Source organism: Alkalicoccus saliphilus (genome assembly GCF_003044065.1).
In the GTDB taxonomy this organism is placed as follows: Bacteria; Bacillota; Bacilli; order Bacillales; family Salisediminibacteriaceae; genus Alkalicoccus; species Alkalicoccus saliphilus.
Map to the genome: position 1 here is coordinate 24,632 of NZ_PZJJ01000011.1, position 21,134 is coordinate 45,765.

Annotated in this window: 21 protein-coding genes; 10 read left to right on the top strand and 11 right to left on the bottom strand. The window is 44.6% G+C overall.

Annotated elements, in window-relative coordinates; translation table 11 throughout:
- Nucleotides 1-43 precede the first annotated feature (43 nt).
- The 9 genes from C6Y45_RS08275 to C6Y45_RS08315 all read right to left on the bottom strand — a co-directional run bounded on the left by C6Y45_RS08275 (nucleotide 44) and on the right by C6Y45_RS08315 (nucleotide 8,242).
- Nucleotides 44-688 (bottom strand): CoA transferase subunit B, encoded by a 645-nt coding sequence (locus C6Y45_RS08275; protein ID WP_107584767.1) that lies wholly within the window; start codon nucleotides 686-688, stop codon nucleotides 44-46.
- Between the two features lie 13 nt (nucleotides 689-701).
- Nucleotides 702-1,394: a CoA transferase subunit A gene (locus tag C6Y45_RS08280; protein ID WP_107584768.1), complete on the bottom strand. Its 693-nt coding sequence runs from the start codon at nucleotides 1,392-1,394 to the stop codon at nucleotides 702-704.
- Nucleotides 1,395-1,412: 18 nt separating this feature from the next.
- On the bottom strand, nucleotides 1,413-2,936 hold the full coding sequence (locus tag C6Y45_RS08285) for an acyl-CoA carboxylase subunit beta (RefSeq protein ID WP_107584769.1): 1,524 nt from the start codon (nucleotides 2,934-2,936) through the stop codon (nucleotides 1,413-1,415).
- A gap of 21 nt (nucleotides 2,937-2,957) precedes the next feature.
- Nucleotides 2,958-3,728 (bottom strand): enoyl-CoA hydratase-related protein, encoded by a 771-nt coding sequence (locus tag C6Y45_RS08290; RefSeq protein ID WP_107584770.1) that lies wholly within the window; start codon nucleotides 3,726-3,728, stop codon nucleotides 2,958-2,960.
- Nucleotides 3,725-4,630, bottom strand: a complete 906-nt coding sequence (locus C6Y45_RS08295; RefSeq protein ID WP_107584832.1) for a hydroxymethylglutaryl-CoA lyase — start codon at nucleotides 4,628-4,630, stop codon at nucleotides 3,725-3,727. The genes C6Y45_RS08290 and C6Y45_RS08295 overlap by 4 nt, the downstream gene beginning before the upstream one ends.
- 18 nt (nucleotides 4,631-4,648) lie before the next feature.
- Entirely contained in the window at nucleotides 4,649-4,864 is a 216-nt protein-coding gene (locus tag C6Y45_RS08300; protein ID WP_107584771.1) for an acetyl-CoA carboxylase biotin carboxyl carrier protein subunit, read from the bottom strand.
- Between the two features lie 12 nt (nucleotides 4,865-4,876).
- The gene (locus C6Y45_RS08305; protein WP_107584772.1) at nucleotides 4,877-6,211 is read right to left on the bottom strand and encodes an acetyl-CoA carboxylase biotin carboxylase subunit; all 1,335 of its coding nucleotides are present in this window, start codon (nucleotides 6,209-6,211) and stop codon (nucleotides 4,877-4,879) included.
- A 13-nt stretch (nucleotides 6,212-6,224) separates the two neighbouring features.
- Nucleotides 6,225-7,376 (bottom strand): acyl-CoA dehydrogenase, encoded by a 1,152-nt coding sequence (locus C6Y45_RS08310; protein WP_107584773.1) that lies wholly within the window; start codon nucleotides 7,374-7,376, stop codon nucleotides 6,225-6,227.
- 140 nt (nucleotides 7,377-7,516) lie between these two features.
- Complete coding sequence (locus C6Y45_RS08315; RefSeq protein ID WP_107584774.1) at nucleotides 7,517-8,242, bottom strand: urease accessory protein UreH domain-containing protein; 726 nt, start codon at nucleotides 8,240-8,242, stop codon at nucleotides 7,517-7,519.
- Nucleotides 8,243-8,623: 381 nt separating this feature from the next.
- On the opposite strand from C6Y45_RS08315, the gene C6Y45_RS08320 reads away from it, so the two are divergent.
- On the top strand, nucleotides 8,624-9,262 hold the full coding sequence (locus C6Y45_RS08320; protein ID WP_107584775.1) for an NAD(P)-dependent oxidoreductase: 639 nt from the start codon (nucleotides 8,624-8,626) through the stop codon (nucleotides 9,260-9,262).
- A 997-nt stretch (nucleotides 9,263-10,259) separates the two neighbouring features.
- Here C6Y45_RS08320 and C6Y45_RS08325 read toward each other — a convergent pair.
- Nucleotides 10,260-10,832 carry a response regulator transcription factor gene (locus tag C6Y45_RS08325; protein ID WP_107584776.1) on the bottom strand — a complete coding sequence of 191 codons (573 nt, stop codon included), beginning with the start codon at nucleotides 10,830-10,832 and terminating at the stop codon, nucleotides 10,260-10,262.
- A gap of 172 nt (nucleotides 10,833-11,004) precedes the next feature.
- On the opposite strand from C6Y45_RS08325, the gene C6Y45_RS08330 reads away from it, so the two are divergent.
- The 9 genes from C6Y45_RS08330 to C6Y45_RS08375 all read left to right on the top strand — a co-directional run bounded on the left by C6Y45_RS08330 (nucleotide 11,005) and on the right by C6Y45_RS08375 (nucleotide 20,098).
- Nucleotides 11,005-12,348 (top strand): cytochrome ubiquinol oxidase subunit I, encoded by a 1,344-nt coding sequence (locus C6Y45_RS08330; protein ID WP_107584833.1) that lies wholly within the window; start codon nucleotides 11,005-11,007, stop codon nucleotides 12,346-12,348.
- A 33-nt stretch (nucleotides 12,349-12,381) separates the two neighbouring features.
- Entirely contained in the window at nucleotides 12,382-13,395 is a 1,014-nt protein-coding gene (locus C6Y45_RS08335) for a cytochrome d ubiquinol oxidase subunit II (protein WP_107584777.1), read from the top strand.
- A gap of 17 nt (nucleotides 13,396-13,412) precedes the next feature.
- Entirely contained in the window at nucleotides 13,413-13,595 is a 183-nt protein-coding gene (cydS, locus tag C6Y45_RS08340) for a cytochrome bd oxidase small subunit CydS family protein (RefSeq protein WP_107584778.1), read from the top strand.
- Between the two features lie 313 nt (nucleotides 13,596-13,908).
- Nucleotides 13,909-14,298, top strand: coding sequence for a GntR family transcriptional regulator (locus C6Y45_RS08350; RefSeq protein WP_107584780.1), 390 nt, complete (start codon nucleotides 13,909-13,911; stop codon nucleotides 14,296-14,298).
- Complete coding sequence (locus C6Y45_RS08355) at nucleotides 14,253-15,167, top strand: ATP-binding cassette domain-containing protein (protein WP_245922619.1); 915 nt, start codon at nucleotides 14,253-14,255, stop codon at nucleotides 15,165-15,167. The genes C6Y45_RS08350 and C6Y45_RS08355 overlap by 46 nt, the downstream gene beginning before the upstream one ends.
- Entirely contained in the window at nucleotides 15,160-16,182 is a 1,023-nt protein-coding gene (locus tag C6Y45_RS08360; RefSeq protein ID WP_160058251.1) for an ABC transporter permease subunit, read from the top strand. Before C6Y45_RS08355 ends, C6Y45_RS08360 begins: the two co-directional genes overlap by 8 nt.
- Before the next feature lie 215 nt (nucleotides 16,183-16,397).
- Complete coding sequence (gene treP / locus C6Y45_RS08365) at nucleotides 16,398-17,831, top strand: PTS system trehalose-specific EIIBC component (protein ID WP_107584783.1); 1,434 nt, start codon at nucleotides 16,398-16,400, stop codon at nucleotides 17,829-17,831.
- 270 nt (nucleotides 17,832-18,101) lie between these two features.
- Nucleotides 18,102-19,745 carry an ABC1 kinase family protein gene (locus tag C6Y45_RS08370; protein WP_107584784.1) on the top strand — a complete coding sequence of 548 codons (1,644 nt, stop codon included), beginning with the start codon at nucleotides 18,102-18,104 and terminating at the stop codon, nucleotides 19,743-19,745.
- Between the two features lie 17 nt (nucleotides 19,746-19,762).
- Nucleotides 19,763-20,098, top strand: a complete 336-nt coding sequence (locus C6Y45_RS08375) for a phasin family protein (RefSeq protein WP_107584785.1) — start codon at nucleotides 19,763-19,765, stop codon at nucleotides 20,096-20,098.
- A 176-nt stretch (nucleotides 20,099-20,274) separates the two neighbouring features.
- Here the strand turns inward: C6Y45_RS08375 and C6Y45_RS08380 are convergent, their stop codons facing one another.
- Complete coding sequence (locus C6Y45_RS08380) at nucleotides 20,275-21,117, bottom strand: GNAT family N-acetyltransferase (RefSeq protein ID WP_107584786.1); 843 nt, start codon at nucleotides 21,115-21,117, stop codon at nucleotides 20,275-20,277.
- Nucleotides 21,118-21,134: the final 17 nt, after the last annotated feature.

The following is a 21,134-nucleotide window of genomic DNA, read 5'->3' on the forward strand; positions in this document are numbered from 1 at the left end:
AGGCTGTCCCGGTGTAACCTTCCGGGACAGCCTGAGCTGTATCTTATTCTTTTATAAGCTCCGGCTCTGTAGCTTCCTGAATTTCTTCAAAAGAAGATCCATCAAGAATTTCTTTTAAAACCAGACCTTTATCTGTCACGTCAAGCACTGCCCGATCTGTAATAATCCGGTCGACTACTCCCTTCCCTGTGAGCGGGAGACTGCACTCTTTTACAATTTTGGGGGTCCCGTTGCGGCTGACATGATCCATGATAATAATGACTTTTTTAGCACCATGTACGAGATCCATTGCTCCTCCCATACCTTTGATCATCTTTCCTGGAATCATCCAGTTTGCCAGATCTCCGTTTTCGGCAACCTCCATTCCCCCAAGAATGGCTACATCGATATGTTCTCCACGTATCATCGCAAAAGATTCTGCGCTGCTGAAATAAGCAGCTCCCTTTGCTGCAGTAACGGTTTCCTTACCTGCATTAATAAGATCAGGATCCAGTTCCTCTTCTGAAGGATACGGCCCGATACCGAGAAGCCCGTTTTCAGACTGCAGCATAACCTGCTTGTCTTCTGAAAGATAATTCGCCACCATAGTCGGCATCCCAATTCCGAGGTTTACGTAATCCCCGCTCTGTATTTCTTTTTCTGCCCGCCTTGCGATTGTTTCCCTCATCGCTTTTCGGTCTACTGCCATGCTGTTCCCTCCTTTATGCTTCCTTTACCGTCCGTCTTTCCACACGGTTTTCCTGTTCCGCTTCAATCATCCGATTTACGTATATACCCGGAGTGTGAATGTGGTGGGGATCAAGTGTGCCGGCTTCGACGAGATGCTCCACTTCTGCGATAGTTGTTCTGCCTGCCGCAGCTATCATAGGATTGAAATTCTGGGCGGTTTTTCGATAAATCAGGTTGCCGTAAGTGTCTCCGGTATGTGCACGTACAATACTTACGTCTCCAGTGATAGCCTGTTCCAGAACGTATTCCCTGCCGTCGAATTTACGCACTTCTTTTCCTTCGGCAATTTTAGTCCCGACGCCTGCCGGTGTGTAAAAAGCCGGTATTCCGGCTCCGCCTGCACGGAGGCGTTCTGCAAGTGTTCCCTGAGGAACAAGTTCCACTTCCAGTTCGCCGTTGATCACCTGTCTTTCAAATTCCTTGTTTTCTCCTACGTAGGATGCGTAAATTTTGTCTATCTGTTTTTTTTCGAGAAGCAGGCCGAGACCCCAGTCATCGACTCCACAGTTATTGGACACGATTGTTAAATGCTTCGTTCCTTTTCGTACAAGAGCCTGAATTACATTTTCGGGAATGCCGCAAAGTCCGAAGCCCCCTACTAATATAGTCGCTCCATCTTCGATACCTTCAATAATTTCATCCGGTGAGGAAAAGATCTGTTTCATAATGTGTTCCACCTCCGATTAAACTGGATATACCGCGTGTTTTCTTTTCGAGAATATAACTTCTTTGTTTTCATATAGATCGTACCGGTCGACAAGAGCAGTCCTCAGCCTGTCTGCCGGGATTACATCATCCACAATCATTTCAGAAGCCAGCCGGTAAATGTCGATGTTCTCCTGGTACTCTTTTCTTTTTTCAGCAATAAAAGCCGGACGGTCAGCTTCCGGAAGCTCTGCAATTTTGTTAGCATAAACAGCGTTTACAGCCGCTTCGGGTCCCATAACGGCAATCTGTGCCGACGGAAGCGCAATACAGCTGTCCGGTTCGAACGCAGGTCCGCCCATTGCATAAAGGCCGGCTCCATAAGCTTTACGAACAATGACAGAGATTTTTGGCACAGTGGCTGACGACATTGCGGCTACCATTTTTGCTCCGTGGCGGATGATACCGGCCCGTTCCACCTTTGTGCCGATCATAAAGCCGGGTACGTCGACAAGGAACAATATAGGAATTTCAAATGCGTCGCAGAGCGTAATAAAACGTGCCGCTTTATCTGCTGAATCATGGAAAAGCACTCCGCCTTTTTGTTTCGGCTGATTAGCAATAATTCCGATATTACGGCCGTCCAGCCGGGCAAATCCGGTAATCAGCTCTTTTGCAAAAAGTTCTTTTATTTCGAAAAAGGATTCCTTATCAACGATCCCTTCGATAAATTTAAGCATATCAAAAGGCATGTTCTGATTTTCCGGAATCAGGTTTTCCAGGTCCACTTCAAGCGGCGGCATGGATTCCTGCTTCCGGTGCGCTGCTTCAAAATGATCAGGCATATACGTAAAGTAAGCTCTTGCTTTTTCAAGCGCCTCCGTTTCATCTTTTACAAGTACATCCCCGCACCCTGATACGGAGCAGTGCATACGGGCTCCTCCCATTTCTTCCAGGCTTACTTTTTCTCCAATTACCATTTCCGCCATTCGTGGAGAACCGAGGTACATCGAAGCATTTCCTTCCACCATAAATACAACATCACAAAAAGACGGTATATAGGCTCCACCGGCCGCTGATGGTCCGAAAAGGAGACAGACCTGCGGTACCATTCCCGAAAGCTTCACCTGATTATGAAAAATACGTCCTGCTCCGCGCCTTCCAGGGAACATTTCCACCTGATCCGTAATTCTTGCACCGGCACTGTCAACCAGGTAAAACATTGGTGCCTTCAGCTTTGCTGCGGTTTCCTGAATCCGGACGATTTTTTCCACCGTTTTTGCTCCCCAGGAGCCTGCCTTAACAGTCGAATCGTTAGCCATAACGCATACAGTTCTCCCATGAACTTTTCCAATAGCTGTAATTACCCCGTCGGCTGGAAGACCTGTTGATTCTGCATTGGCAAATTTACCGTCTTCCGTCCATTCACCGTTATCGAATAAAAGACGGAGCCTTTCCCGGACAAACATTTTTCCTTTCTGGGCGTTAGCTTCGTGATATTTTTTAAGCCCGCCGTGCTCGATTTCCTGTATTCGTTCTTCCCATGATTTATCCAGTTTCATCAATTTCTGAGCACCTGCCTTTTATTTCCCGCGGAATACGGGTTTTCTTTTTTCTTTAAATGCCTTCAGACCTTCCATTCGATCTTCAGTATAAATCGTTTTTTCATACTGCTTCTGTTCAATTTCCAGCCCTTTTTCCAGTGAACACTGAAGCCCTTCATTTATGGCTGCTTTGGCAAATTTATTGGCAAGAGGAGCCCTGGCCCCTGCTGTCTCTGCGAGTATCCTGCTTTCGGATTCAAGTTCGGCAGCAGGAACCGCTTTAAGGAGAAGTCCTGACTCCACAGCTTCCTGCGCTGTATATTTTTTCCCGGTCAGAATCATTTCCTTGGCTTTCTGCTCACCGATCAGCCTCGGAAGTCTCTGCGTTCCTCCTGCTCCGGGAATAATTCCGAGCCCGGTTTCCGTCAGGGCAAACGCAGCTTTATCCTGACCGATCCTGAAATCGCAGGCGAGTGCCAGCTCCAGCCCGCCCCCAAGAGCTGCTCCGTTCAGTGAGGCTATAACCGGCTGCGGCATCTGATAGATGGTTTCTACAAAAGAACGTATTCCCTGCACTGCCCGCCAGACTTCCTCCGGTTTCATTTCAGCCCGTTCTTTTAAGTCTGCTCCTGCACAAAAAACTTTTTCCCCACTTCCAGTCAAAATGACAGAACGGATTTCAGGGTTTTTCTTCCACTCATTAAGTATTTCTGCCGCTTCTTCGACGAGTTGACGTGACAGAGCATTGGCAGCTTCCGGCCGGTCCAGAGTCAGTACTGCTGTTCCTTCGCTTATATCGGTGCGTATCATGCTCCATCCCCCTCCTCATCTGTCAGGCGCAGCTGATAACTCGGGAGGTCTGTGCCGATGTGCGGCGCAATAAACTGTGCAGCCTCCACTAATTTTTTCAAATCCACGCCTGTTTCGATACCGAGAGACTGCATCAAATACTGCACGTCTTCGGTGGCCACGTTCCCTGTAGCCCCCTGCGCATACGGACAGCCCCCCAGTCCACCGGCTGCTCCATCAAAAATTTGTATGTTTTCTTCCAGTCCCGCAACGATATTGGCAAGCGCAAGTCCTCTCGTATTGTGAAGATGGAGAGCCATCCTCCCGGTAGGAATAGTAACTTTCAGCTGCCTGACAATTTGTTTTACCTGTTTAGGGTTGGCAACACCGATCGTATCCCCGAGAGATAATTCGTCTATACCCATCTCGAGGAGTTCATGACTGATTTTTTCTATCTGGCTGACGGGGACCCGCCCTTCATATGGACACCCGAACACTGTAGACAAATATCCTCTTGCCGTTTTTCCCTGTTCTTTGGCTGTCCTGACTACTTCTTTTAAAACAGGAAGTGTTTCTTCTATAGATTTATTGACGTTTCGGCGATTATGCGTGTCGCTCGCTGAAATGAAAATCCCCACTTCGTCCACGTCCGCTCTTAACGCTCTTTCCAGTCCACGGGCATTCGGAACGAGCGCCGCGTAAGTGACTCCCTGCTTCCTTTTTAAGTAGCGGAAAACATCGTCTGCGTCCGCAAGCGCCGGAATCCATTTCGGTGAAACAAACGATGTGACTTCAATATATTTCAGCCCTGCATCCACCAGTTTATCGATCCATGCAATCTTTTTTTCAGTTGAAACAATGGAAGATTCATTTTGAAGGCCGTCCCGTGGACCAACCTCCTTAAGTATGACGTTACTCGGCATACTCACAGCGCCCCCTCCTTAATCTTCAAGCTTCACGATTACTTCTTCCTCATTCACGAAGCTTCCTTCCTCGACGAGAATTTCAGCAACTTTTCCTTCTGTCTCCGCCGCAATTGGAATTTCCATCTTCATTGATTCAAGAATGACTACTTCATCTCCCGGAGTTACCTGATCTCCTACCTTCACATTAATTTTCCATACATTTCCTGCCATCGTCGTCATGATCTTTGCCATTGTAGTTCCTCCTTATTGAGTCTGCATTAAAAAGTGCGTTGTTACTTCTCCCTTTTGAAAACGCTGGTCTTTTAATATGTCGATCAGCATAGGGATGTTTGTTTTAATACCTTCTACTTCTGCCCGTTCAAGTACGTCTGCCAGCTTTGTGATTACGCTGTGGCGGTCTTCACCACTGCAGATAATTTTTCCAATCATCGGATCATAGTAGGGTGTCACTGTATCCCCTTCATCGAAGCCGACATCGTAACGGATTCCTTCTTCCTCCGGAAATTTCCACTTTGTAATTTTCCCCGGAGATGGGAAAAAAGTCTTCGGGTCCTCTGCATAAATACGTACCTCAAGTGAGTAGGCTGCCCTGTCTTTTTTTAATGGAAGCTCTTCAAGCCGTTCCCCCATGGCAATACGAATCTGCCATTCCACAAGATCTATTCCTGAAGTTTCTTCCGTAACCGGGTGCTCTACCTGAAGACGTGTATTCATCTCGAGAAAATAAACGCTTTCATCTTTATCCACAAGAAATTCAACGGTTCCTGCATTTGTGTAGTTAAGTGCTCCTGCTGCTGTTTCAGCGGCAGTGCGGAGTACTTTTTCTCCTTCTGCTGAGAAGTTTGGCGGTGGTGCTTCCTCAATTACTTTCTGGTGACGTCTCTGTATTGAACAGTCCCGCGTGCCGATTACATTGATACCGCCGGAATAATCTCCTGCCACCTGAGCTTCAATATGCCTTGCCCCTTCCACGTACTTTTCGAGAAATAAGGAGGCAGAACCAAAAAATGTTTCTGCTTTTTTAATAACGGAAGCTACGGCTTTATGGAGCTCTTCTTCATTCTCCACTTTCTGCATTCCGATTCCGCCGCCTCCCGCTGCAGCTTTCACCATAAGAGGATACCCAATTGATCTTCCTGCTTTTACTGCTTCGGTTTCATCAGCTGTAGCTAATACTGCTCCGGGTACGACGGGAACACCGGCTTTTTCCATTACCTGGCGGGCTTCTATCTTATCCCCCATTTTCTCGATAATATTTTCTTCGGGACCGATAAAGATAATTCCTTCTTCTTTCACTTTAGCAGCAAATTCTGCATTTTCAGAAAGGAGGCCGTAACCCGGATGAATGGCATCCACGCCGTAATCTTTCGCCGCCTGCAGCACATTGTCCATGTTTAAATAACTTTCTTTAACCCTGGAACCCCCGATAAAAACAGCCTCGTCTGCCATACGAACGTGCATGCTTTTTTCATCAGCTTCGGAGTATACAGCAGTACTTGTAATACCCATTTTTCTGCACGTGCGGATGATTCGGCAGGCAATTTCCCCACGGTTTGCGATTAACAGTTTTTTAATCATAGTATCCGCTCCTTTACTGTCTCGGACAGCCGATTTCTCTTGCAATAACAAGACGCTGAATTTCCGATGTACCTTCCCCGATTTCCATGAGCTTGGCATCCCTTAAATAACGTTCGATTTTATACTCTCTCATGTAGCCGTATCCGCCGTGAATCTGAAGGGACTGATTACAGGCTCTTGTTGCTGCTTCAGAGGCAAAAAGCTTAGCCATAGCTGCTTCTTTTTTAAACGGTTTTTTATTATCTTTCAGCCAGGCAGCTTTAGCTATCATGTTTCTTGCCAGTTCCAGCTCCATGGCAACATCCGCCAGCTTAAACTGTATAGCCTGGAAACTGCCGATATGCTGGCCAAACTGTTTTCTTTCATTACTGTACTTTAGCGCATCTTCATATGCTGCACGTCCGATACCGAGCGCAAGCGAGGCTATCGATATTCTTCCTCCATCCAGTGTGTAAAGAAACTGGTTGAATCCCTTTTCCGGATCTCCAAGAATATTTTCTTCCGGAACTTCCACGTCTTCCAGAACCAGCTCCGTCGTGTTGGATCCTTTAACGCCCATCTTCTCGTATTCTGCGCGGATCGTCAGTCCCTTTGCATCAGTCGGAACAATAAATGCAGATATTTTCTTTTTACCTCTGTCATCTTCACCGGTTACAGCTGTGACCGTTACCGTGCGTGCGTAGGAAGCATTCGTAATCCAGCACTTCTCCCCATTGATAACGTAGCGGTCTCCCCGCTTCTCTGCTTTCGTTCTTGTACCGCCGGCGTCAGACCCGGCATTAGGCTCTGTCAGCCCGAAAGAAGCAAGACTCTCCCCTGAAGCAAGCGGGACGAGATGTTCCTGACGCTGTTCTTCCGTGCCAAAGTGATAAATAGGAGAGGATCCAAGAGAAACAGCTGCCGCGTAGCTCAATCCGGTACTTCCGCATACTCTGCCTATCTCCTCCACCGCAAGAATATAGGAGAGCGTGTCTCCTCCGGAACCTCCGTATTCTTCCGGAAAAGGAATCCCCATAAGTCCAAGCTCTCCCATTTTCTTGAAAACTTCTTCCGGAAACCGCTCCTCTTTGTCAATATCGTCCGCCTTAGGTGCAATTTCTTTTTCAGCAAAATCACGCACCATCTCCTGGATCATACGCTGTTCTTTTGTTAATGAAAAATCCATTATACATCTTCTCCTCTCTTTTATGTAAGGGCTTACAAAACAAAGCAAGAAAAACGGCGGACTGACTGAGCAATCGTTCAGTTTACCGCTGTTAACATGATTATAAAAGAAACTTCTGGTAATGTAAATAAAGTTTTCCATTACCAGAAGATAAGTATGTCTATCAGTCCTGCTGCTATGAGGATGATTCCGGCAGCCTTCTGCACTATTTCCCCGGCTTTTCTGCTTTTTTTAACGGCACTGCCCCCCAGTTCCAAATACCAGATGACAAAAATAACAAAGAGAAGCGGCAGAGAAGTTCCGACGGCAAAAACTGACGGCATGATAAACCCGGACCCTGCACTGACAGCAGCCGGCATCAGAAGAACGAAGAATAAAAGAAACATGGTCGGACAAAAACCGAGCGAAAAACTGAATCCGAGCAGAAAAGCACCCCAGGCCCCCTTTTTTTCCGGAAGCCGTTTTCTCCAGAAAGGCACAAAAAATTTCAGGGAAAACAATCCGAGAAGATACAAGCCTATAAAGATAAGGAGCGGCCCAAGCAGCAATCTGAACGGCTCAAAAAAAATAGGCAGCTGCCGCTGGAATTCCCGCCCGAGCAGTACGACAAGAAGTCCAAGGGCGGAAAAAGCTGTAACTTTGCCAGTTATAAAAAAGAAAACTTCTTTCCAGGCAGCTTTTTTATTCAAAGAACTTGATCCATACAGCGTCATCGCGCTTACATTCCCAGACAGCTGACAAGGAGCAAGTGCCCCGACAGCTCCGAGAAGAAACGCAAACAAAAGAGGAAGTGACTCCATTTGATTTGCCGCATTCATAATAGGTTCTCTAATTACCTGCATCCAGGCGTCCACAGTTTCAAACATTGTATAACCTTCTTTTTGATTTTTGATTTTTCCATGCTACACTGATTTAATATCTGCCTTTTGCAGTGACCAGTGGCATTTCTGAAAGTACACAGGATTTTTCACACCGCATTAAGCGAGCTCTGCTTCTTATGAAGAAGCCAGGCTGTAGACAAAGTATTTTTGCGTATATAGATATACGCTGCCCTGCTTACGCCTTCCGGGACGATTTCCGGGCGGGCTGGGCAAGTGAAAGAGCTCATCCAAAGACTGAAATAACTATTCTGCACCGATCATTTAATCAACAAACCTGCTTCTTATAAAGGAACAAGTATGCTTTATTTACCATCCGGCTCCGTTTAATCTGCCGTTATAATATCATCTTACAGGAGGATTCTAAAAATGAAAATCACGATGTTTGGAGCTACAGGAAGAACGGGAAGCAGAGCTGCTGCTTGTTTACTGCAGGAAGGATACGAGATAACCGCTCTCGTACGCACTCCTGAAAAACTTCCCCCGTCACTAGCGGAACATCCCCACTTCCATGTGGTACAGGGAGAAGTCCGGAGTGAAAATGATCTCGCCAAGGTATTTGATGAACATACCTCCCTCGTTTACAGCGCACTCTCGACCGATAAATCAGATACATTAAGTGCAGCTGTTCCTCTTATTATCCATCAGATGAAGCATTATAATATCAGGCGCATTGTTACGATTGGAACGGCTGGAATTCTCCGGGCACGCTCGAACCCTGACATTTTTCGTTTTCAATCCGGAGAATCCAAAAGAAAAATGACCAGGGCAGCGGAAGAGCATGCATCAGTTTTTAAATCCCTGAAGGATTCCGGGCTCGATTGGACAATATTTTGTCCCACTTACCTGCCTGAAGGGGACGCCTCAGATAATATTCTTTGGGAAGTAGATTTTCTTCCTTCCGGAGGATCCCGCATTTCCACTGGAAGTACCGCTTTATTTACGTGCCGCCATCTGTGGGAAAAACAGTTTTTCGGGAAGAGAGTCGGACTCGCAGAATCCGATTGATAAAAATGCCAATACAACATGGTGGTGGCTCCACTTGTGCTATTCTGGCTGTTTCTATGCCCCTTTTGAGACAGCCTCTTTTTTATGAAAAAAAGTCCTTTATGGTAGGGGCAGGGTGTTTTTTTTATGTGATTTTTTTATCCTATGACGAACGTTCTTACATGAGGGAATTTTATGTATAACTTAGATTTTCACACCACTAACCTTTATTATTTAAAGCAGTTACATAATAATCACATCATTGAGGTGCCGTAGATGAATCGTTTTAACGCTTTTTTAATGAGAAAATTTTATTTAATTGTTTTATTGTTATTAACTATTCAGTCTTACCTAGGGTTCAACTTACTGTTTACTGGAATAAGCTATGTGAGAACAAAACAAAACTATGCCTTATCGGACGAGGTTGCCGCCCCAGCCTTTCCTTTTCCCAGCCTCATTCCCTTCTTGTTTTTAACAGCGTGCCTCTTTTATCTATTATTGATTCGCCGCTCCATGGATATTAAAGAGGGAAGGTACAAATTGTAGATTATACTACAAAGGTTAATTCTTATTATGTTATACATGAAAACCTTCCTTATTGAAGCCGTTTTTTCGATAGGCTCTGTTAAAGCTCCGGGATCTTAACCAAACTTGGTGAAAACGAGCTTTATATTCTAATACACCTAAATTAAAACAGCAGACTTTATCTATTAAAGCCCGTTTTATCGGCATTTTCAACATTTGTGCCTGCAGCTCTTTTTACCTGCTGCGCACGCGGCCTCCTTGACGGCCGGGAGGATCTTCCCGCTTTCTTTTATGTAGGAGTGCCCCCCTTATCTTGGACACTCCTACATAAAAGGAGGGGTTCTTATGGCAGTTGGACAGTTTACGTAACGGGAAAAAATAGCTGAAGGCCAGCCCCACCGCAAGTTTCCACCGGTAAGAGGAGGAGCTTATACCCTGACTGGAATAAATATTCTGAAAAGATAACTTTATAAACGGGCTCTTTTGCTTCCACCTACAAATATCCAAGCTCTCTCCCTTTTTTTATCCAGTCTTTGTTTGACTTTAAATGTAATTTTTTCGAAATGTTTCTCCGGTGGTTTTCTACTGTTTTCGATTTGATACCGAGAAAACGCGCAGAATCCCTGACAGAATAACCTTCCAGTTTCAGCTGAAAGACCTCTGTTTCCCGTGAAGACAATCCCCCGGCCATTTCCAGCTCTTCCTGAACTGCAGATCTTCGGATTCTTTCACCTTTCATAATTCTTGTCAGTGCACGCATCCAGCTGTCGATATCCATTGACTCCTGAACAACCGACACCCTCTGCTTCATTTCGTTAACGGAGCTTTCGGCAATAAATACTATATGGAGCTCTGGCTCTCCTTCCTGAACAATAGAAGAAAAGTTTAAGGCTCCCGGTATTGCTTCATGAATAAACAAGTAATCAAACGGATATTTTCTAAGAGCTTTTAATACCTCTTCCTTTGATTCAGCTGTTACAATATACTCAACTTCGTGAACATCTTTAATAAGCTGAATTAAACCGTATCTCATTAATGCGTGATTGACTCCTATTAAAACTCTCATTAACTGTCACGCCTCCGTTCACAGTTTTTTAAAACGTTGTTCATATTTTGCTCACAAATTCACAATGTTTGGGGGTTTACCCCTATCAACCTGCTTAATTATATTTATTATTATAAACTTACTGCTGTTTATCAGCCAGAACTTTAATTTTTACAGAGGGGGAGACACCATGATATTTGATAATGATCCGGTCCTCTTGAGCAGAATATTAACTTACCTGACACTCGGTTTTCACGCCATTTTCGCTACTATCGGCGTAGGAATCCCTTTAATGATTGCGATCGCTGAGTGGATGGGAATTAAGCGCAATGACCCTCATTATACGTTAATGGCAAGACGATGGGCACGAGGTTTTGTTGTCAGCGTGGCTGTAGGGGTAGTTACCGGAACGGCAATAGGACTGCAGCTCAGTCTGTTATGGCCGAACTTCATGCAGGCTGCCGGACATACGATCGGCCTGCCTATGTTCATGGAAGTATTCGCGTTCTTCTTCGAAGCTATATTCCTCGGTATTTACCTGTACACCTGGGACCGCTTCAAAACTAAAATGCGTCACTTCCTGCTGCTTATTCCTGTAGTTATCGGAGCGACCGCCAGTGCTTTCTTCATTACGACAGTTAACGCCTTCATGAATGTTCCACAGGGATTTGAGGTTGTGCAGGGCGTCATTACAAATGTTAATCCGCTGGAGGCGATGTTCAATCCGGCTACACCGACAAAAATTTCGCACGTTATTATCATTTGTTATCTGACTTCTGCCTTTATTCTCGGAATGATTGCTGCTGTTAAAATACTGCAGGGTAATAAATCTGTTTACCACAAAAAAGCACTGCACCTTACAATGGTTTCTGCTGCTGTATTTGCGGTAGCCACAGCTCTCATCGGTGACCTTTCCGGAAAGTATCTTCACGAATACCAGCCGGAAAAGCTTGCTGCTGCAGAGTGGCATTTTGAAACGGAAGAAGAAGCTCCGCTCATTCTCGGGGGTGTACTGACAGAGGATAACGAAGTAAAGTATGCACTGGAAATCCCTTACGCATTAAGCATTCTTGCAGGATTTTCACCGGATACGGAAGTTACCGGGCTGAACGATTTTGATGAAGACGTTCTGCCGCCGTTATTTGTCCACTATTTCTTTGATCTGATGGTCTTTATCGGTATGTATCTGGCATTTGTCAGCGTACTGTTTGCTGTAATAAACTGGAGCGGACGCTGGAATGCATTTAATAAACCACTGCTTATCATGATCGCAGCCGGAGGTCCTCTTTCCCTCATCGCGATGGAATCCGGCTGGATATTCACCGAGGTAGGAAGACAGCCATGGATATTGAACGGTTTCATGCGTACATCCGAAGCTGCCACTACATCCGATCATGTCGGCTTAATGCTTATCCTGTTTGCTATTCTTTACACCGTACTCGGCGTTACCTTTGTTTTTGTACTCCGTAAAATGTTTAAGCGGAACCCGGTCGAACGGGAAATGCGTAAAAGAGGAATTACAAATTATGAAGTATAATTTCAAAACGTGGTGGAGAGTTGAGGTGGAAAGATGACTTACGAAGTAGTCGGGATTACTGTACTGTGGCTGTTTTTGTACGGCTATTTAATTGTAGCATCGGTTGATTTTGGTGCCGGATTTTTCAGCTACTACTCTAAAAAAACGAAAAAAGATCATATTATTCATGGCGTCATTCAGCGTTACCTTTCCCCCGTCTGGGAGGTTACGAACGTATTCCTCGTATTTTTCTTTATAGGAATCGTCGGCTTCTTTCCGGATACAGCCTATTATTACGGGACAGCGCTGCTCATTCCGGGCAGCGTGGCTATTATCCTTCTTGCGATCCGGGGTTCGTATTACGCATTTGCTACCTACGGAGCAGAGGAAAGTGATTTTTTCAGCTTTTTATACGGGGCTACAGGGCTGCTGATCCCCGCTTCCCTTACAACGGTTCTCACCATTTCAGAAGGTGGATATATTACTGTTGAGAACGGCAGTGTCCAGCTTTTATATGGAGAGCTTTTCGGAAGCCTTTATTCCTGGGGTGTAGTCGTTCTGGCGATCGTCAGTGTGCTCTTTATTTCCGCGGCTTTTCTGACGTATTATGCTTCACGGGCAAAAGACTTTAACGCACTGGAACTGCTCCGCAAGTATGCTCTATTCTGGTCTTTCCCTTCAATAATTATGGGAATAGTTGTTTTCTTTCTGCTTGGCCAGAGGAACGAAGAACATTTTATGGGGATGGTGGATCTCTGGTGGATGTTTGCCATTTCGTTCATCGCATTTCTCGGCGCTGTATATTTAATATGGAAACGAAAAATGTACGGAACCGCCTTTATATTAGTTATGGTTCAGTATTTCGCTGCCTTTTTTGCCTATGGTGCTTCCCATCTGCCGTATCTTCTGTATCCTTATCTGACTATTTATGATGGATTCACGAATGAAACTATGGCAATTTCGCTTATTGCGGCGTTTGTCGGAGGGTTTTTGCTGCTGATTCCTTCCCTCTATCTGCTTATGCGCCTCTTTCTCTTTGACGCAGACTATGTGGAAGGAAAAAAATAACTGAGGAGGTGCATACGATGGATATGCAGGACTTTTTAATATTTGTTGCCCCTGTACTTGTTCTTGTGCTTAGTGTAGTCATCGTTTTTGTATGGGGAGCTGTTGGTAAAACACCTGCTTTTCTACAGCAGGCAGAAGAAGTAGCTCCTTCAGAAGATGACAACGGTGGTAAGGAAGACCGAATCACAAAAAACAGATAATATTACTTTAATGAAAAGCCTTCATGACTAAATGTTCATGAAGGCTTTTCCAGTTTCTGCACATTTTTTTATAAAGAAGGTTGTTTGTTTTCGCTTCTGTGGGAGCCTTTCCCTGCAGCAATCGTCCCTGCGGCTTCAACACGATAATAAAGAAGTTTCCCGTTCTAATAAACAGGCTTATCCTGTCGTTTCCTTCATACAAAAGAGGTTCTTTCCCCTGCTAGGCTGTCGGGCAAGCAGTATTTGACAAATGCCGGGGGCTGTAATACGTTTGAAGTGTATTAGTATACGTCATACACTGAAGGAGACACATATGCTTTTTCGAATTGATCCAAGAAGCAGTACTCCCTTATATGAACAAATTATTTATCAGGTCAAAAATATGTGTTCTGCAGGTATCCTGCAGCCGGGTGAAAAACTTCCCTCCATCAGAGAACTGTCATCACAGATGGTAGTCAATCCGAATACAGTAAGCAAAGCCTACCAGGAGATGGAAAAAATAGGCCTTCTTTTGACGATACAGGGAAAAGGAACATTCGTATCAACTTCTCCCCCTCCTTTTGCACCTCCTGAGAAGCAGAAAAAACTGCAGGATGAACTGAAACAGCTGATTGTGGACTGTCACTTTGCGGGAGTGAGCCGGGAGCGGTTTTTGGAATGGACCGAACAGTCGTACAGGGAAATGAGGGATACGCAGCAATGAGGGTTCAGCATATTTCCAAGCATATACACCATAAGCCGATTCTTGTCGATATTGACTTCTCGGTTGAACCCGGAAGTATTATAGGTATTGTAGGCAGGAACGGTTCTGGAAAAACGACGCTTCTCCGTTCACTCGCCGGTATACTGACCCCTACGAGAGGCAGTGTTTATATCGACGGGCTCGATATCTTTAAACACCCGGAAATTAAAAAACAGATTATTTTTGTTCCTGACTCGACAGAAGCTTTAAAAAATTACAGTACAAAAGAACTTATTTACTTATACAAAAATATTTATCCTGAGTTCGACACATCCTACCTTTTTTCATTAATGAAACGATTTAAGCTTTCACAGATTTCCAAAATAGGTAATTATTCTAAAGGACAAAAAGCTCTATTTACACTTATTACAGCTTTTGCTACAGGAGCTTCCTATATTTTACTGGATGAACCAACGGACGGACTGGACGTTATCGTCAAAAAGCAGGTACTTCAGCTTCTTGTCGAGGAAGTATCCGACCGCAGACTGGCTGTCCTTATCTCCTCTCACCGGCTTGATGAGCTGGAGTTTATGGTAAACGAAGTAATATTTATAAAAAAAGGAAAAGTGGACAGCCATTACGAACTCGACACGATGAAAAATCAATACAAAAAAATCCAGCTTGCTTTTGCAGGAAAAATGCCTGAAACTCTGGAAAACGAACTGGAAGTACTCGATAAAACAGGGAAAGTTTATACTGTTCTTATCCCGCGTGGCAGCAGGCCCCTTGAAGAAAAAATATCAGACAGCAGGCCGCTTTTTTACGAAGAGCTCCCCATGTCCCTGGAGGATTATTTTGTAGCAAAGCTTGGAGGTCCGGATGATGTTTAACAAAGCACTCTGGTTTCAAAATTACAAACAGTCAAAATTTCTTATCTGGATTCTGCTTGCTCTTTTTGTAGTTCAAATGCCGCTTCAGGCTATTTTATCTGTTGAATCCTGGCAGGAAAGGGCAGAAAGAACAACTTATTCGGAAGAGTATGTTTACGAAGTACAGGCATGGGATGTTATGCAGATCTTTTCGCAGGGAATGTTCACGATTTTCCTTGCGGCTGCCATAGTAATATTCGCTTCTCTTCTTATCGGCCTTGAGCGGAATACCCGCCGCAGTGACTTTACTTTTTCATTGCCTTACAGCAGGAGTTCTCTCTTTCTTGCGAAGTGGGCTCTCGGGACAGCTGCAATAAGTATATTCTTTATTATGAATTTTCTTCCTGCCTATCTTATTATTTACCAGTCCGAGTTCCGGGAAGCATTATCTCTTGTTTCTTCGATCGAAATTTTTTGGGCGCCTCTTCTCGGCTATATCTTTTTCTTCTCCTTTTCTCTGCTTGTCGGGTCTATTACTGGAGAGATGGTGTCGCAGATTGTTCTGACTTTTATTTTTGGCTTCCTTCCGATAATTATATTTACCCTTATCCAGGAGTTCATGCAGGTTCATGACTTCTTTTTGTTTCATATCGGGAGCCATCCGCAGTGGATAGAATACGCGACGCCCTTTTTTTATGCGGCAGGATCAATAGGCAGCCTTCCGGGTATTATATCTGCTGTGTTATTTACAGCTGTCTGCCTATGGAGCGGCACCGTTCTTTACACGAAAAACAACCTTGAATACAATGGTGAATTTCTTATGTTCAAAAAAATGAATCCTGTCCTTGTTGTTATTCTCACGGTGCTGATTTCTTTTTTTGGCGGAATGATCGTTTCCTCTCTAGCACCGTGGGGGGCTGCTGCTCTTCGTATTCTTTCTTACTGGATAGGCTTTACAACGTTTATGCTTTTTGCTCTGCTCATTATCCGGCGCCTGATTAAAATGAATATTATCTTCTCTGGAAGAGCTGTTTAAAACCGCTGTGGTCTGTACCGGCGGTTTTTTTCTGTCCTCATGTATTCGGATTACTCTTTCTTTATTCAGGGAAAGAAAAAAAGGATACTACTTCCATGAAAGGAGGAATTAAAACGGTTGCAAAACCTGTATATACAACTTATAATGAACTTTATAAGTTGTATATACAACCTGTCACTTTTCTTATAATGAAAACGGTTTAGGAGGGTACTGCAATGGCGAAATATGAAAAGCAGGTGCATGAGATACTGGAAGCACTGGGCGGCGAAGATAACATTGAAAAAGCCACTCACTGTGTTACCCGGCTCCGTCTTGCACTGAAGGATGAAGATCTGGTTGATACCGATAAACTTGAAGCAGTAGACATTGTTAAAGGATCTTTTTCTGCTAACAATCAATTCCAGGTCATTATAGGCCAGGGTACAGTGGATCAGGTCTACCGGGACATGATGGAGCTTACAAATATCGGTGAAGCATCCAAAGACGATGTTAAAGATGCATCTTCTAAAAAAATGAACCCGCTCCAGCGGGCTGTTAAGCTGCTTGCAGACATATTCATACCGATCCTTCCAGCGATAGTAACTGCTGGTCTGCTCCTCGGCCTGAACAACGTTCTCGCAGGTCCGGGTATTTTTGATGAAGAACTTTCACTTGTAGAAATGTACCCTCAGTGGGCCGGACTTGCCGATATGATAGAAATTATCGCAAGCGCCGCATTTGCCTTTCTGCCTGCATTAATCGGCTGGTCGGCCGTCCGGCGTTTTGGCGGAAGCGATCTGCTCGGTATTGTCCTTGGACTTATTCTTGTTCATCCTGATTTACTTAACGCGTGGGCCTATGCTGATGCTCAGGAAGCAGGCGAAGTGCCTGTATGGAATTTATTTGGTTTTGACGTGGAAGCAATCGGTTATCAGGGCCAGGTCCTTCCAGTCCTTTTTGCTTCTTTTGTGCTTGCCAAGCTGGAACTCTGGCTCCGTGAACGAATTCCGGACGCCATTCAGCTTCTGGTCGTTGCCCCAGTAGCACTTCTTGTAACAGGTCTTCTTACGTTTGTTATTATTGGCCCAATCACTTTCGCACTCGGTAACGGTATTACGGGTGTATTCACTTGGCTTTTCGATGTCCTTCCTGCACTTGGCGGCTTTGTTTACGGACTTCTCTACGCTCCACTTGTTGTTACTGGTATGCACCACGCCTTCCTTGCAGTTGACCTGCAGCTCACAGGTACAGGCGATGGAACGTTTTTATGGCCGATTCTTGCACTTTCCAACATCGCCCAGGGCTCAGCTGCGCTTGCAATGATGTTTGTCAGCCGTAATGACAACATTAAAGGGCTGTCAGGTACTTCTGCTTTATCTGCCTACCTCGGGGTAACGGAGCCTGCCATGTTCGGTGTTAATATCCGGTTTAAGTTTCCGTTTATCTGCGCCATTATAGGTGCCTCTATCGCAGGGATGTTTATCGCTATAAACGGGGTTCTTGCTGAATCCATCGGTGTCGGAGGAATTCCAGGGATATTATCCATTATTCCTCAATACTGGCTTGCCTTCTTTATCGGTATGCTTATTGCATTGATCGTACCATTCGTACTGACGCTGATATATGGAAAAACACTTGCTAAAAGGTCAATAATTAAAGAGGAACAATAATCACTTTTCGATACCAGAGAAAAAGCCGGTGCAGCACGCACCGGCTTTTTTTACTTGTTGATCGGTTTTTTTGATGAAATAATGATTCTATTGGCTGTTCGTTGTAAAAGGATCCATCTTCTTCATTGTTAAGGGAAACCTTGCCCTGCAGACTTCTACACGAAAAAGTACTTTTTCTCAGGAAATTACCCAAATCAAATTCTTTCTGTATAAATCAGTTCGTATTAGGGTAAAGAGTAAAAGGATAATCTGGCCGTCAGGAGGGATGGGATGAAAAATAATTCTTTTTACCGTATAGCAGTTATCGTTTACATGTTTGTTAAATTTGTTATCCAGCTTTACATCTTTAACAAACGCCATCCTGCATGGGACACGCAGACAGAAGAAAGCTGGGAAAGACTCGTACAGAAACAGGCCGGGGAATATAGAGAAAAAGCACTTAAACTTGAAGGCCTGATGATTAAAGTCGGTCAGTTTTTAAGTACCCGGGCAGATATTATGCCTGATGTTTTCATAAAAGAACTTTCCGATCTGATCGATAAGGTCCCTTCTCTCGATCCGAAAATATCCATGGGAATACTAGAAGAGGAGTGGGGAGAGCCGGTAAGCAGCAGACTCTCAGAGATCAGCAGCACTCCCGCAGCCTCCGCCTCCATTGGAGAAGTTTATAAAGGAAAGCTTCACAACGGTCAGGAAGTCGCCGTTAAAATACAGCGGGCTAAAATTGACCGCATTTTCAAAACAGATTTTAAAGCCTTGCGCATCGTTCTCTGGATCACAAAAACTTTCACTAAATTCGGCCGTGAAATTGATACGTCCGCTCTGTATAAAGAAGTTGTCCAAGTTATCGGAGATGAACTTGACTATTACAAAGAGATCAGAAATGCGCAGAACTTTCAGAGACGCTTTTCAGGCAGCGATTCTTACTATATCCCCCAATTCTACGAAGAGCACTCCACGAGGAGAGTTCTTGTTATGGAATGGGCGGAAGGAAGAAAAGTAACAGACCTTACCTTTCTACGGGAAAATGGTATCAGCAGAACAGCAACTGCTGAAAAACTATTTCAGTTTTTTGTGGATCAGCTTCTGGACCAGGGACGGTTCCATGCAGATCCACATCAGGGGAACATTCTTATTACAAAGGAAGGATTAATCGTCATTCTCGATTTTGGAATGGTCGGCTACATTACGAGGGAAGATTCCGCAAGCATCCGACGGATGATTCAGGGATTCGTCCTCGACGACTATCAGCTTGTCATTGATGAGCTTCAGCAGCTCGGCTTTCTGCTTCCCCACGCGAATAAATCAAAGCTTGAGTCTGTTCTCAGGAATTATGTTAATATGTATTTATCTTCTGATATTTCTGAACTCGATCAGGAAATTGTAGAACAAATTTTCGCTGATATGCAAAAAATCGTACGGGAGCAGCCTATTCAGCTTCCGGCAGAATTCGCATTTCTCGGGAGAGCAGCTTCCATTGGTCTCGGGGTATTAACTATTATTGACCCGGACATTGATTTTATCGAGCTTGGCAGGCCGGTAGTTTCAGAATGGCTGGAAGAAGCAGATGAGAAAAAAGGAAGTCTTCAGGCCGCTCTGCTGAAAGATTCCCTGAAACCTGCCCTCTCCATTCCCCGTAACTTTAATGAATGGCTGGAGGCTCCAAATTACCAGCGGCGTTCAGAGGAACGGAAACAGTTCCGCCAGTTCAGCCACCAGCGGTTTTTATGGCTGTATGCGGGTTTTGGAATGACCGTGTTCAGTTCTCTTCCGTTTCTTTTTATCGGAATCTGGATCGAACATATGATTCTTTTGTATTCTGCAGCTTCATTTGCAGGAGTCAGTATCATATCCGCTTTCACTGTTATTTACCGGCATAAAAGATGGGTAGCAAAATTCAAGGAAAATTCTTAACCTATGGAGGGATAAGCATGAATAACCTTATTAAATCCGGATTTCTTCTCGGGCTCGGAGCTGCAGTTTCAAGTAAGGAGAGAGTGGATAAGTATTTGGATGAACTGATGGCTAAAGGAAAGGTCACTCCTGCCGAAGCAGATGAACTTTATGAAAATCTGATCAAAAAAGGAGAAGAAACCGAAGAAGACTGGAACCGTCGTACGAGGGAACGGGTGCGGGAGTTTCTTGAAGGATTAAATGTCGTTTCACTGGAAGATCATGAAGCAGTAAAGTCCCGTGTAGTAGAGCTTGAAGAGCGGGTCAAAGCTTTGGAATCACTTCACAGCAGCGGATCTGACCGGACAGAATAAGTCCAGTATATCCCCCTCTGAATATATTCATTGTTAAATAGCAGGGATACTCGACCTGCCCTGAACAAAAAACACTTATTAAACTATCTTATAAGCAGTTAAACCAGCCGCCCTGTATCGGGACGGCTGGTTCTTTTAATATCGGCACTTTTTCTTTAGAGAAAGCCGGATCAGCTTTATTTGAAATCAAACTCCAGCGATCTCCCTATCCGGACAAAACCAAGTTTTTGATAAACATTTTTAGAAGCCTCGTTTTCGATATCTGTATTTACACTGCAGAATTCAAAACCTTCATCAAGCAGCCTTCCTGCCATAGCTCCGACACAGGCTGTAGCAAACCCCTGATTTTCATATTCCTCCGGAGTATATACGTAATTAACGACTACGCCGTTCGTCAGCTCCCGTGTTCTTTTAGCCATCGAAACCGGCACGTGATCTTCATCTCTCCATAAATATACTTCGTTTCGGCGGATCTGATCCAGTACCGTCTCCTCCAGTTTTTTCACGTCCTCTTCCCTGAGAGAACCCATCACGAAGTCTTCCGTCCATGCCATAACAAGGGCTGTATCATCTTCACTTGCATACGTCAGCTTTCCCGGGGGCTGTTCAAACTCATCAACTCTTTCCAGTTTGTATATAAACTGCTCTTTTACCAGAACAGCTTCTTTACCGGAAATTTCTGTCCACGCTTTTGCAAATGCCTCTGCTGCACTTTCACAACCTACAACGCCTGGGACTGTTTTGGATAGGAAGAAAAGCCATTCTGCTGCTTCCCTCATGGCCTCCGTCTTCCCACACACAATCATTTTTCTTGGCGGCGTCTGAATTAAAACAGCACACGGCTTATTATCTTTTCTCGCTTCAGCAATAAAAGCTGTAGACTGTTTCTTTTCTTTTTCTTCCCGGTGAAGCTGTTTCAGAACTCCCAGAGGAAGGTTATTCTCTACTTCTCTTTCCTCCAGATAAGAACCTATTTCAAGAAGGAGGTCGCCTGCCCGTTCATATTGTGTAAATTCCAACGCATTTCTCCCCTTTC